This is a genomic window from Wolbachia endosymbiont of Drosophila ananassae (assembly GCF_008033215.1).
Classification (GTDB): domain Bacteria; phylum Pseudomonadota; class Alphaproteobacteria; order Rickettsiales; family Anaplasmataceae; genus Wolbachia; species Wolbachia pipientis.
This window is the reverse complement of sequence record NZ_CP042904.1, coordinates 41,918-54,174: the sequence shown is the minus strand read 5'-3', so window position 1 is coordinate 54,174 and position 12,257 is coordinate 41,918. Positions and strand designations below refer to the sequence as shown.

The following is a 12,257-nucleotide window of genomic DNA, read 5'->3' as shown; positions in this document are numbered from 1 at the left end:
TAAAACTCCAAAATTTTAGCGAGACGTAGTGTTTCACGTCTGCTTGTTACTTTCCTCGCTATTTATTTTACTAGTTAAATAGTCTCTCAAATCGGTGAGTTCTTGCAACAAATTCTTTGTGACTTTTATATCATTACCAAATTCTTTTTGCACTCCTTTTATTGTATATCCTTTATCATATAGCATGTATTTTACTTTCTTTATGGCCTCTATACACTTACGATCATATAGCCTTCTTCCTTTACGCTTTGTAGGCTTAATTTGATGAAATTGACCTTCCCAGAATCTCAAAACATGCTGTTCCAAATGTAGCTCTTCAGCTACTTCCCCAATCGTATAAAATAATTTTTCCTTGTTCATTAATTATTGATTGATTTTTTTATAATTTTTGAAGGCCTAAAAGAAACTGAATTTCTTGCCTGAATCATCACTTTCTCCGATGTATTTGGTATATTTCCTGGCCTTTCCTTCTTTTTTTTGACCAAGAATGTTCCAAATGACGATATTTTCACTATTCCATCCTTTGCCAAGCTCGTCTTTATTTCGTCCAATATATCATCTATTATCGAAGCAGAGTCTTCCTTTGATAATCCTATTTCTTGGTTTATATCTCCAACTATCGTTGCCTTAGTTACTGTTGTGTCTTTTGTTGTAACGTGATCCATTATTGATAAATATTACAATACGTAAATATAATATAGCAATCGACTCGAGATTCAGCTACTTTATTTTTTAGAGTATGTCTCTTTTGTTGCATAATTTAAAATACCGGCAACTATCAATATCGCAAATATTGCAAAAAGTGCCATTTTATGATCTGTAAAAAGTGCTAACATTGACACTATAACTCCACTGCCAATAAACATAAATCCATTGATAATGGATGATGATGTGCTGATGTATTTTCGTTTCACAATCTCGCTGCCGACAGTAAAATTAAGCATATGTCCTCCCGCAAAAAACCCGAACATTAACATACAAAAGTACACAACGTGGACTGTTAAATGGCTGTATAGTAAAATAATAATTGAGACGCCTTGCAATAAAGCAAAAGCAGAAATTACATGTTTCCTATTTTTAAATAAGTTTGAGATTCGATCTGCAATTGGAGCACCAACTGCAAGACCAAGCCATAGTATTGCAGTTGCTATACCTGACTCCATTGCATTGAGTTCTGAGTTGCCCAGTAACCTTGGAGCCCACAAGGTATTAAGTGCTAAAAATGTTCCAAAAGTAATAGCACCCACCACTGAAGTTATCCAGATATCTCTTAATTTTAGCACTGTTAATATAGAGCACATTACTGTCTTCATAGAGCTTTTTATTGTGCGCTTTTCTGAGCTGCTTTCTGGAAGTGTGTTTGGACAAAAAAGCGTAAGTACAAATATCAACACACCAAATAGTATTATGCATACAATCAGATTTTTCCAATATGCATCTTCGGCAAGCAAGTTAGAGAACAGTATTTGAATTACCAAAGCAGAAAGGCTTGAAATTGTCTGCACTAGTGAAAACATTAGTCCAAATTGGGCAGCGGAAAAACATATGCTACTTGTGTGAGCAGCACCAATAAAACCAAATGATGCTCCAGTTGCAATCAACACTTGAGACAAAATCAAATGGGAGAAATTGTCACTATTAATAAGGACAAAAAACCCCAAGATCATAGTTGATAACGAGAAAAAATAAATTTTTTTACTGGAAAAAACATTAAACGTTGCTCCACTAAAAAATTGTAAGATGGCGAAAGTCCAAGTATATACTGAATTAGCCAGTGCAACTTGCGCGATTGTAAGTCCAAGTTCCTTTTCGAGATTTACACTTATAAAGGTATAAATTATCTGCATGTTGCTGAATATAACAACCAAGTTACTAATCAGCCAAATGAACCAAGCCTTAGCTCTGCTTTCCATAAGATTTATTTTTATAAGTAATCTATTAGAAATTTAACACTAAGTCTCTTTTTAAGCTATTGTTTCCTGACTACTGTTATAGCTAACCCAAAAAACGGTTTCCCTACGTCATGCCGCCGCGGTATCTCTTAGCCGCTAACAAGCAGCGGGATGACGATTGTCAGGGTGTCATCCCAGCGCCCCTATGATGTCATCCGAGTAGCCAACACTGGTTTCCATCCAAGACGGTGTCATTCCAGTGCTTGACACTGGAATCCAGACTTTAATTGTTATACTTGTAAATAATCTGGTGAAAATAAACGTTCATCTCAAAATGCAGTATTTTTGTTGAAATAGCTCAACTGGATCCCAGTGTCTGGGCACTGGGATGACACCATAGGAGGCTACTTGGATGACAAAAAAAGGAGCACTGGGATGACAGCAGTCCTACGTCATACCGCCGCGGTATCTCTAGATCCCGCTAACAAGCAGCGGGATGACGAGCTTATCGTCACGCCGCCACGAACCGTCATACCGCGATTCATTCGCGGTATCTCAGCCGCTAACAAGTAGCGGGATGACGGTTGTCAGGGTGTCATGAAAGTAGCTGACACTGGAATCCAGAAAAAAAGAAATATGTATCAGCTACTTTCATTTGCTGCGCCTCGAAAATAAACGCTCATGTAGCTAAGCCATAAATCCAGTATAAAGACCTTTAATCATTGGCTTCGTAGTACTTCTCAACCAACTTATTAAGTAACCTTACACCAAAACCTACTGCTCCTCTTGGACAAATGTCAGTACCTTTCTCGTGCCAAGCAGTGCCTGCGATATCTAAATGTGCCCAGCAAGTTTCATTCACAAAACGCTGTAAAAACTGTGCAGCCATTATGCTATCTCCACCAGAGCCTGCAGGAGCGATGTTTTGAACATCAGCAATCGGTGAATCAATAATTTTGTCATAAGTTTCATTCATAGGAAAACGCCATAACTTCTCATTTACTTCATTTCCTGCATCAATCAGACGGTTTGCTAATTCATCATTATTTGAAAAAAGACCAGCATATTCGTTATTTCCAAGTGCAACCACTATAGCACCAGTTAAAGTTGCAAGATCAATCATAAATTTTGGTGAGAATCTATCTTGCGTATACCATAAAGCATCTGCAAGTATGAGCCTTCCTTCTGCATCGGTGTTCAACACTTCTATTGTTTGTCCAGACATTGAAGTTACTACATCACTTGGTCTTTGAGCATTACCACCCACTGCATTTTCTGCAAGTGCGACCACGCCAATTGCATTTACTTTTGCTTTTCGTCCTGCTAAAGCATGCATCACCCCAACCACAGTAGCAGAGCCTGCCATATCATATTTCATCGACTCCATACCACGTGAAGGTTTGAGTGATACTCCACCAGTGTCAAACGTTATACCTTTACCAACAAAAGCTATAGGCTTTTGTTCTTTAGAAGCCCCATTCCATTTTATCACTACTAATTTTGGTTCTTTACTACTTCCTTGTGCAACTCCAAGCAAGGCTCCCATTTTTTTCTCTTCCATCTGCTTTTTATCAAGCACCTCGATTTCAAGGCCAAGCTTAGTAAGTTCTTTTTTTATATGATCAGCATAGGATTCTGGATATAGAATGTTAGGAGGCTCTGTTATAAAAGAGCGCGCAAGGAATATACTCTCACCTTCTTGCCTTAAGTGCTCAAATGATCTTTCAGCATTACTTAATTGTTCATCTTTTACTAATACGGTAATCTCCTCTACCTCTGTAATTTTCTCATCCTTTTTAGTTTTATACTTATCAAACTTAAAACTACGCAGAAACGCACCATATGCAACATTTGCTGCACTACCTTCGATTAAAACCGCTGCTTTTTTAATTTTTAATCTGCTTAGCTCACAATATATTTTACCACCAATATTTAATTCTTTATTTTCATTCCATTCATCCTTCTTACCCAGTCCAACAACTATAACATTTTTTTCTTCTGGCAAAGCAGTAGAGAAAAATTCACCAAAACTTCCATTGAAATCGCTAAATTGCTTTATATTATCTATGACCTGTTTTCCTTGCAAAACTCCGTCATCATTTACGGTTTCGTTGTCTTCAAATAAACCCATTACTATTGTTTTAAAATCGGGCGAAATTTTAGAAATTGTTATTTTCATTGCTGGTATCTCCGTTGCAAATAATTGTAAACTGTACATAAAACATAGCAAAAACATCAGTAAGATATTTTTCATATACATCCTAAGTACAATAACACTTAAGTTTACTATGGACTCCCTTACATGCAAGGTTTTTTATCTTTTATTAGAGAACTTATTATATCCGCCCAAGGTAATGTTAAACGTATAGGTTTTTATGACCTGATCACTGTAAGTAAATGGTGTTATGAGAAGGCTTGCAAGCCCATTACTAACAAAATCTTCAAGAACAGGATCAGCGCAATTATCGCAATTATGGTCAGCAAAAAACATTTGCGTTGTGAATTCTGGAAAATCCGGATGTTGAACTAGAAAGTTGATATGTGGAGCTCTATCACCAATTTTACCAGGTGCTATCGTAATAAAATTATAATAGCCAAGATTATTCACTACAAACCTTCCTGATCCAGCAAAATTCAGATCATCCTCTATATTCTTATCGTAATGGTTCACGCCGCGTGAATTCGCGTGCCATATAGAAACTACAGCGTTTTGTATTGGTAAACAGTTTATATCAGTAATTTTACCTACTATGTGTATTAATTCTCCTATTGCACTATTTGGAGAACCAGGTTTTCTTCTTAAATTGTTTGAAGAGTTAAAATTTTTTGGCCTTGCATCAAGGTCATATATTTCTGGAGTTTCAATGCAGTTGAGCAAAACAGGATCAGCTGCAAATAGCGGCAAACTGAATACCATTTGTACTAAAAACGCTAATAAGATATTTTTCACATTCATTTCATTTATAATAGACTTCTTGCATAACCATATAACAAACTTTTATTGGGAATAGAAACGAAAAAATTACTTTACAAACTCCGCCAGCCCTCTTATCATAAAACTGAAGGTATTCAGTTATCTTCATCTGTGCAGATTAAACAGCAAGAAAACAACGTAGTTGGCGTCTTATTTTTAATTTTTTGCACTATGTGCACCTTATGTCTTCACAATATTTCTAGGTTTTTACCTACACAAGCTGAAACGCGCTTATAAGTCGTTCAAGACAGTATAGTACGCCAATTTGCAGGATTAGAGAGTGACAACTAGCTAACACGGGGTTTCTTTTGCCTTTTTTTCTGTTTAGTAAATTGTATCCGTTCAGGGGAGCGGCAAAATAAGGTAGACAAAGCAAGATAATAAAGATAATCATAGAGCAAAAGTGAGGTAATGTGGTAAACCTTTGAGAACTCTGCAAAAATTTACAGCAAAAAATAGAAAAGTTGGAAGGGAGGATAGAAGAGTTAGAGGCAGAAAATAAGGCCTTGAGGATTGAGAACGCTGAGTTGAAAGAGAGGCTTGGTTTAAACTCGAAAAATTCATCTCTACCGAGCTCTAAAGAATTGTACAAAACAAAAAAGGACAAGCCAAAAAGCGAAAGGAATGTTGGCGATCAGGTTGGGCATAAAGGAAATTTTCATGCCACAATGGAAGCGGATAAAGTAGTAAAAATAGAGTTGCCTAATATTTGCGAATGCGGAGGAGAGCTTGTAATATGCGAAAAACCTTATGTTCACCAAAAAGTTGATCTTCCGGAAATTAGGCCTTATGTAGTAATTGGAACATGGTCGTTGTTGGAGATGCAGAAAAAGAAAAAGTAGCAAGTTACCAGAAGGTGTTACGCCAGATACATTTGGTCCAAGGGTTAAGTCTATAATTGCAGCACTCAGCGGATTTTACAAAAACTCAAAGCGTGAAGTGGCTAGTATCATAAATGACATTTTTAATTTGAACATAAGTGTTGGCAGCATATCAAATCTTACTATTACCCACAAATATGAGGTTCGTGAGCAAGTCGCCATCCTTCTGCTAAATCAAAGAGACGTTTATATCCTTTCCAAAGAGTAATTGGTCCTGGTTTTGGGTCGCTTTTTCTTGCTAAATGACCTCCAAGTTCACGAAACGGCTTCTTTTATAGTAGGGGCTATATTTGGACATGGTTTCCTGTGTATTTTAACATATAAAACTTTCCATTCTTCCTCAGCTAATAAGGCAGTACATGGTAATGTTGGGTTAGTTCTTGCAATTGATGTAATAAAGAAAATTCTCCAAGCAATAATACTCACAACTGTTAGATATCTCATTAGTCTTTCTGCTATTCCAAGCCTACATTCTTCAACTTTGAGACCGGATTTAAAATTTTATGTAATATCTCTATTTTCCATCTAAGGAAATTGTAAGTTAAAAACGTGATATAAAAGAGATAAGAGAGAAAGATAACCCTGCTCACTAGGAATAGCGGGCGTGCGCGACCGAAAGGAAATTGGTATTACAACCGTTGGTATCAAGGTACGCTAGCCCTATCTCTCGATACGTTTGAATAGTTGCTTGGGACATATATATGCACCCGTTTACAATCTTAAATTAACTAAAACTATCGAGGTTTATTATGGTTACATCTTATCAAAATTTTATTGGCATTGACATCGGAAAATTTAAAAATGTCGTTGCAATTCACAAACAGAAGAATGCTGTCGAATTTGATAATAATGCTTCTGGTTGGCAACAATTATTTCAAGAGTTTTCAGATATTCTACCTAATGCTTTAGTGACTTTAGAAAATACAGGGAAATATGAGCTTGGCTTATCACATTTTCTTACCGACAAAAATATTGCCGTGCATCGAGCTAATACTCGTAAAGTAAAAAGCTTTATTTTATCTCACGGAACTTTAGCAAAGTCTAGATGCAAGAGCTCTTGCTCAATATGGATTTGAACGCCATAGAACTATCTCTCTATTTGTACCTACCTCTACAGAACAATCAACTTTGGCTGCACTTTGTCAACGTCGTGATGATATTACGCAAATGAGAACTCAAGAAAAATGCAGACTTGAAGCACCGGAAAATGATCATATAAAAGAAAGCTGTCAAAAGACCATTGAGTTTTTCGATAGTCAAATAAACGAACTCAATGATACTATACAAAAGATTATTGATGAAAGCCGCGAATTACAACAACGCCAAAAAATTCTTAAAACAGTTCCTGGAATAGGTAAAAAGTTATCACAAGATTTTTTGTGTTTAATGCCAGAGCTTGGTTACTTAAACAGAAAAGAAGTAGCAAGTCTTGCCGGAGTTGCACCGCATCCAAAAGAAAGTGGTAAAGCTGTTGGTTACCGAAGGATTACAGGTGGTAGAAGTAACGTTCGTTCAAAGCTCTTTACAGCCGCTATGGCTGCTACAAGGTCAAAATCTATACTTGGCGCCTTTTATTCTAAGCTTGTTGAAAGTGGTAAGAAGAAGATGGTGGCTATAATAGCCCTAATGCGTAAAATTATAGTAATTGCTAATACAAGACTTAAAGAAGCAATTAATTTGCATACTTAAAAATCTTCACAACGGTAACTGAAATTGGCTAATGAATATGTGCGTCCACACAGACTTAAAGCACATATTCATTAGCTTAAGCAGAAATTGCTGTGGTAGCTGTTTGATATAAAATTCTATTTCTATGACAAACGGGTTTTTATTGCCCATATAATTTGCAAAATTACACAAATAAAAAAATTTTTAAAAAACATAGTTGATAGCAGAAAAATCACCAATAGTAAAGCTAGCATATGATGAGTTAGACAAGTTTTGCTGGAATGAAAAAGATTTAGTAGCATATGAAGAAAGAATAATGGATCTGCGGAAAGAAGAAGCCATTCTTGAATACAAACTTGAGGAAGGTATAGAGAAAGGAAAAATCGAAGTTGCAAAAAATTTACTTAAAGCTGGTGTATCTGTTAATTTAATAGCTGAATCCACTGGCCTTTCTCAAGCTGAAATTGTACAGCTTAAGCAAGAAGTGGCCTAAGTATCACGGTTTTTAGGGCTTTTTTAGCTCGGCAGTGGTCTGAAAAATCCATTTTTCACTTTATAAAATGTTTATATTTTACCACCTACTTTATTTGAATAAGTTCTTCTGCCACACTCTGAACGGATACTTGAATCAGGCTCAAGTTGACAAGTAGATGTTATCTTGTTATAATAAATATTTATTAATTTAATCTTAACTTAAGAGGGTATTTATGGTAGCAAGTTATAGTGTTTTAAAAAGGTATGCGTTAGCCTATATAAAGAAATCTGGTAGTAACAGTGATGTTAAAGAGTTTTTACAATTTTGTAATACGCAAAATACCACAAATTGGAGTGAGGAGAATTTTAAAAATGCGTATGAAAAATTTACACATCCAAATTCAAGCAATAGGCACGATACAGGAAGCAGAAATGATCAATATAACGCAGGGAATAACGCACAACCTACAGGCTCTCAGATTACACATATACATGTACACAATAGAGGTTTAGACTTTTGGGATTATTTGCTATTACAATGCTGGATGGATTCTTTATTCGGTGGACGTGGTCACACTACGGTTAATAATATAACGAATATTAACAATGGTAATACCACTCATCAAGGGAGAAAAGAGAATAAAAAAGAATCAGAAGACAGTAGAAAGCTATTAGCTTTGGGTATAGTAGCTGCAGTTGTGTGTGTTGCTTTCCATGCTGGTATGTGTTTTTGGTATAACAGCAGCAGAAAAGTGGCTAGAAAAAAAGAAAAAATAGATTACCTGGATAGTAAATTTAAAACGTTCAGAAATATAGAATTTGCGGTTGGCGTTGTTTCTTTGGCAGCTTTGGTAGCTTGTGCTGTTTACCCAGTCTTACCAGTGTGGGGTTTAGCTATCCTTGGCGTTAATTCTCTCGTATGTTTTGCTGGTGGTTTAGCTTTTCATATGAAGCATGAGGAAGAATCAGAAAATATCGAGAAAGCTAAAGGAGCGGTAGATAGCTGTCTTAGACAAGGGCATGGTTATGGAGATTCTTCTCGTTATGATGCACCACCTCCTTACTTTTCTCAAGATCCTAATACTACTCCAACTGCTCCTCCTCAAAATGCATTTGATAATCCTTATTTGCAACAGAAGTTTGGGAATTGTAAGGGGTTCACGCGTGATAAAAATTAACAGTTTTATTTTTAGCCAAATTAATTGAATCAAGCTACAAAACCTGCTAAAGTTAACTTTGTGAAAGCACCCTTAGCTCAGTTGGATTAGAGCATTTGACTACGGATCAAAAGGTCGGGCGTTCAAGTCGCTCAGGGTGCACCACATTTTATAGGAAACAGAAGTCACACTTGAAATTAATATATGTAATACCTATCTTTAAAGGTTAAGCACTAAACTATTATATATGAGCAAAAAAGACTACTATGATCTGCTGGAAGTAGGCAGAAATGCCAGTATTGATGAGATAAAAAAAGCGTATAAAAAATTAGCATTAAAATATCATCCTGATAGAAATCCTGGCAATCAAGAAGCAGAGGAAAAATTTAAAGAAGTAACAGCTGCATATGAAGTTCTGTCTGACTCTGAGAAAAGGGCAGGCTATGACCGTTATGGCCACGAAGGTGCTTCTGGTGGATTTCAAGGCTTTAGCTCTGCAGGAGATTTTAGCGACATATTCAATGACTTCTTTGGTGGAGGATTCGGTGGTGGTGCAAGTAGATCGAGAGCAAAAAGAAGTACAACAGGAGTATCTGGAGCAGACCTACGTTATGATCTTGAAATTACCTTAGAAGATGCATTTAAAGGAATACAAGCGCCTATACATTATGTGACAAATGTAAAATGTGATACATGCCAAGGCACAGGTGGCGAAGGAGCAATTAAACCAGTTCAGTGCCACACATGCCAGGGAAGCGGTAGGATTAGAACTCAACAAGGCTTTTTTACCATCGAAAGAACATGTACTACATGCTATGGGGAAGGAGAAATAATACAAAACAAATGTAAGAAATGTGGTGGAAGTGGACGTAGAAGAGATGAAGTAAATATATCCGTTTCAATTCCAAAAGGCATAGAAGAAGGAGCTAAGGTAAGGATAAGTGGTAAAGGAGAAGCTGGAACAAAAGGTGGAAAAAGTGGAGATTTATACGTATACGTGAAAATAATTTTCCATAAAATCTTTGCTAGAAATAAAGCAGATTTACACTGTAAAGTGCCTATAAGAATGACACTAGCAGTGCTTGGTGGTGAAATCGATATTCAATCAATTGATGGAGCTAAAATAAAAGTAAAGGTCCCTGAAGGCACTCAAACTGGTACCAAACTACGTTGTAGGGAAAAGGGTATGCCATATATGAACTCACATGCTCGTGGTGATTTATACGTACAGGTAATAGTTGAGACTTTAAATCCAAAAAATTTAACTAAAAAGCAAATTGAACTATTAAAAGCGCTTGAAGAAGAGGAAAATGCAAGTGTACAACAGCAATCTGAAGGGTTTTTTAGTAAAGTAAAAAAAAAATAAGAAATCTGCTAAATGACATAAAGGGGTAACTGTTTACGGGTTTTCATTTAATCCTGCAATTCTTTGACCTTATTAATGGAAAACTTAACAATAGTGTTATTATTAGCCAACAGAAACTTCTTAGTTCCTTAAAACTATGTAAAAGCAATAAATTTCTTTATTTAAGGTCGAAGTTTTGCTATTCTCAGGTTTTAATAATTTAAATTTAATGAATATAAACAAAAATGAGTTTTTATTTCTTCCGCTTGGGGGAGTAGGAAGAATCGGGATGAATGTTAGCCTATATCATTACCAAGGTAAGTGGATTATGATCGACCTTGGTGTTGGTTTTGCAGATGAAACTATGCCAGGTGTTGAGCTGCTCATTGCTGATATAGATTTTATTGCTCAAAGAAAAAAAGATTTACTTGGAATAATAATTACACATGCACATGAGGACCACTGCGGTGCAGTGCCTCACTTGTGGGAAGAGTTGCAGTGCTCCATATATACAACAAAGTTTACGGTTAATTTTCTTAAAGAAAAACTAAAAGAATTTCGATTGGAAGGTATAGTGCCTGTAAAAGAGGTAGACATAAATGGCAGCATAAATTTGGGTCCTTTTACCGTCGAGTTTATAAATGTAACTCATTCAATTCCTGAGGCAAATTCAATATTAATTAGCACTGAAATGGGTAGTGCACTCCATACCGGAGACTGGAAATTTGATCCAAAACCTGTTGTTGGATTAACTTCTAATATGGAGCGTCTAAAAGAAATTGGCGATAAAGGTGACCTGCTTGCAGCAATTTGCGATTCAACCAATATATTAAGCAAGCATCACCCTGAGTCAGAAGGTGAAATTTATAATAATATTTATAACATAATAAAGCGGTCTAAAAAATTAGTTGCTGTTTCGCTATTCGCTTCAAATGTGGCACGAATTGAAACGATAAGCCAAGCTGCAAAAGCACTAAATAGAAAAGTAGTTTTACTTGGTAGATCTTTATGGAGAATAGTGAAAGTTGCGCAAGATAGTGGTTATTTAACTGATTCTCCTCAGTTTCTTGAAGCAAAGGAAGCAGTAAATTTTCCAAGGGAAGAACTGGTGCTACTTTGCACAGGTTGTCAAGGTGAGCCACTGGCAGCTACCGCAAGACTTGCTGCTAAGAGTCATCAAGCATTTAAAATGCAGCAAGGTGATACCATGATCTTTTCGTCAAAAATCATTCCTGGAAATGAAACTCGTGCGCACAACATGCTCAATGCCTTTATTGAGATGGGGGTAGAAGTTATTACTGAAAAAACAGAGCATGTTCATGCTTCTGGGCATCCAACAAGAGAAGAGCTAAAGGAAATGTATTCTTTAATAAAACCGAAGATGTCTATTCCAGTTCACGGCGAATATATTCACACGCATGCACATGTAAAATTTGCTAAAGAGTGCGGTGTGGCAAAAGCAATAATGATTGCACCAGGTGATATTGTTAATTTGGAGAACGGAGAAAAAGTTGATTCAATTGATGTTGACTACTTTGGTATTGATGGTATGCTGCTACGTCATCCGGAGAGCAGTGTTATAAAAATGCGTAAAAGAATGAGAGATGCCGGAGTTATTGTGGTAACAGCAGTTGTAAACAAGAAAAATAAATTGCTTGCTAAACCAAAAGTATTTGTACCTGGTGTTTTTGAAGTGCTAGAAGATGCAGCTACCATACAGAAAATTGTCAAGAAAGTTGAGTCGTTGTTTAGTTTGCAGCCAACAAAAAAAATTAAAAATAAGATTGAAAGTTCAATATTGAGTATCTTAAAGGAATATTTACTAAAAAGGCCTATAATTGAGGTTCAGATAGAACAGGTATGAAA

8 protein-coding genes, 1 tRNA gene and 4 pseudogenes are annotated in these 12,257 nt (G+C 36.2%); 7 read left to right on the top strand and 6 right to left on the bottom strand.

From position 1 onward, the window contains the following. Positions 1–33 precede the first annotated feature (33 nt). From EA652_RS00235 to EA652_RS00215, 5 genes are all read right to left on the bottom strand, one after another. On the bottom strand, positions 34–360 hold the full coding sequence (locus tag EA652_RS00235; protein ID WP_007549338.1) for a MerR family transcriptional regulator: 327 nt from the start codon (positions 358–360) through the stop codon (positions 34–36). Then, positions 360–665 carry an integration host factor subunit alpha gene (locus EA652_RS00230; protein ID WP_007549337.1) on the bottom strand — a complete coding sequence of 102 codons (306 nt, stop codon included), beginning with the start codon at positions 663–665 and terminating at the stop codon, positions 360–362. Before EA652_RS00230 ends, EA652_RS00235 begins: the two co-directional genes overlap by 1 nt. Before the next feature lie 60 nt (positions 666–725). Beyond that, on the bottom strand, positions 726–1,913 hold the full coding sequence (locus EA652_RS00225) for an MFS transporter (protein ID WP_006279883.1): 1,188 nt from the start codon (positions 1,911–1,913) through the stop codon (positions 726–728). Between the two features lie 694 nt (positions 1,914–2,607). Beyond that, positions 2,608–4,110, bottom strand: a complete 1,503-nt coding sequence (locus EA652_RS00220) for a leucyl aminopeptidase (protein ID WP_173862876.1) — start codon at positions 4,108–4,110, stop codon at positions 2,608–2,610. Between the two features lie 96 nt (positions 4,111–4,206). Further along, entirely contained in the window at positions 4,207–4,848 is a 642-nt protein-coding gene (locus tag EA652_RS00215) for a protocatechuate 3,4-dioxygenase (RefSeq protein WP_006280163.1), read from the bottom strand. Positions 4,849–5,321: 473 nt separating this feature from the next. Between EA652_RS00215 and EA652_RS00205 the strand changes: the two are divergent. Beyond that, positions 5,322–5,865, top strand: a pseudogene (locus EA652_RS00205) (DUF6444 domain-containing protein); the annotation flags it as partial. Between the two features lie 7 nt (positions 5,866–5,872). On the opposite strand, the pseudogene EA652_RS00200 reads toward EA652_RS00205, so the two are convergent. Then, positions 5,873–6,277: pseudogene (locus tag EA652_RS00200) on the bottom strand (IS4 family transposase); the annotation flags it as partial. A 219-nt stretch (positions 6,278–6,496) separates the two neighbouring features. Here EA652_RS00200 and EA652_RS00195 point away from each other — a divergent pair. The 6 genes and pseudogenes from EA652_RS00195 (at position 6,497) to EA652_RS00170 (ending at position 12,255) form a co-directional block, all read left to right on the top strand. Beyond that, positions 6,497–7,436: pseudogene (locus EA652_RS00195) on the top strand (IS110 family RNA-guided transposase). A gap of 199 nt (positions 7,437–7,635) precedes the next feature. Next, a pseudogene (locus tag EA652_RS00190) lies at positions 7,636–7,908 on the top strand (hypothetical protein); the annotation flags it as partial. A 214-nt stretch (positions 7,909–8,122) separates the two neighbouring features. After that, complete coding sequence (locus tag EA652_RS00185; RefSeq protein ID WP_012673046.1) at positions 8,123–9,067, top strand: hypothetical protein; 945 nt, start codon at positions 8,123–8,125, stop codon at positions 9,065–9,067. 66 nt (positions 9,068–9,133) lie between these two features. Further along, positions 9,134–9,211 (top strand) — tRNA-Arg (locus EA652_RS00180). A gap of 82 nt (positions 9,212–9,293) precedes the next feature. Continuing rightward, positions 9,294–10,412: a molecular chaperone DnaJ gene (gene dnaJ, locus EA652_RS00175; protein ID WP_012673045.1), complete on the top strand. Its 1,119-nt coding sequence runs from the start codon at positions 9,294–9,296 to the stop codon at positions 10,410–10,412. 208 nt (positions 10,413–10,620) lie between these two features. After that, on the top strand, positions 10,621–12,255 hold the full coding sequence (locus EA652_RS00170) for a ribonuclease J (RefSeq protein WP_012673044.1): 1,635 nt from the start codon (positions 10,621–10,623) through the stop codon (positions 12,253–12,255). Positions 12,256–12,257: the final 2 nt, after the last annotated feature.

Bases quoted from the DNA above. Each gene is read 5' to 3' on its own strand.
- EA652_RS00225 (WP_006279883.1), bottom strand. From the start codon at position 1,913: ATGGAAAGCAGAGCTAAGGCTTGGTTCATTTGGCTGATTAGTAACTTG.
- dnaJ (WP_012673045.1), top strand. From the start codon at position 9,294: ATGAGCAAAAAAGACTACTATGATCTGCTGGAAGTAGGCAGAAATGCC.
- EA652_RS00215 (WP_006280163.1), bottom strand. From the start codon at position 4,848: ATGAATGTGAAAAATATCTTATTAGCGTTTTTAGTACAAATGGTATTC.
- EA652_RS00230 (WP_007549337.1), bottom strand. From the start codon at position 665: ATGGATCACGTTACAACAAAAGACACAACAGTAACTAAGGCAACGATA.
- EA652_RS00220 (WP_173862876.1), bottom strand. From the start codon at position 4,110: ATGTACAGTTTACAATTATTTGCAACGGAGATACCAGCAATGAAAATA.
- EA652_RS00185 (WP_012673046.1), top strand. From the start codon at position 8,123: ATGGTAGCAAGTTATAGTGTTTTAAAAAGGTATGCGTTAGCCTATATA.
- EA652_RS00170 (WP_012673044.1), top strand. From the start codon at position 10,621: ATGAATATAAACAAAAATGAGTTTTTATTTCTTCCGCTTGGGGGAGTA.
- EA652_RS00235 (WP_007549338.1), bottom strand. From the start codon at position 360: ATGAACAAGGAAAAATTATTTTATACGATTGGGGAAGTAGCTGAAGAG.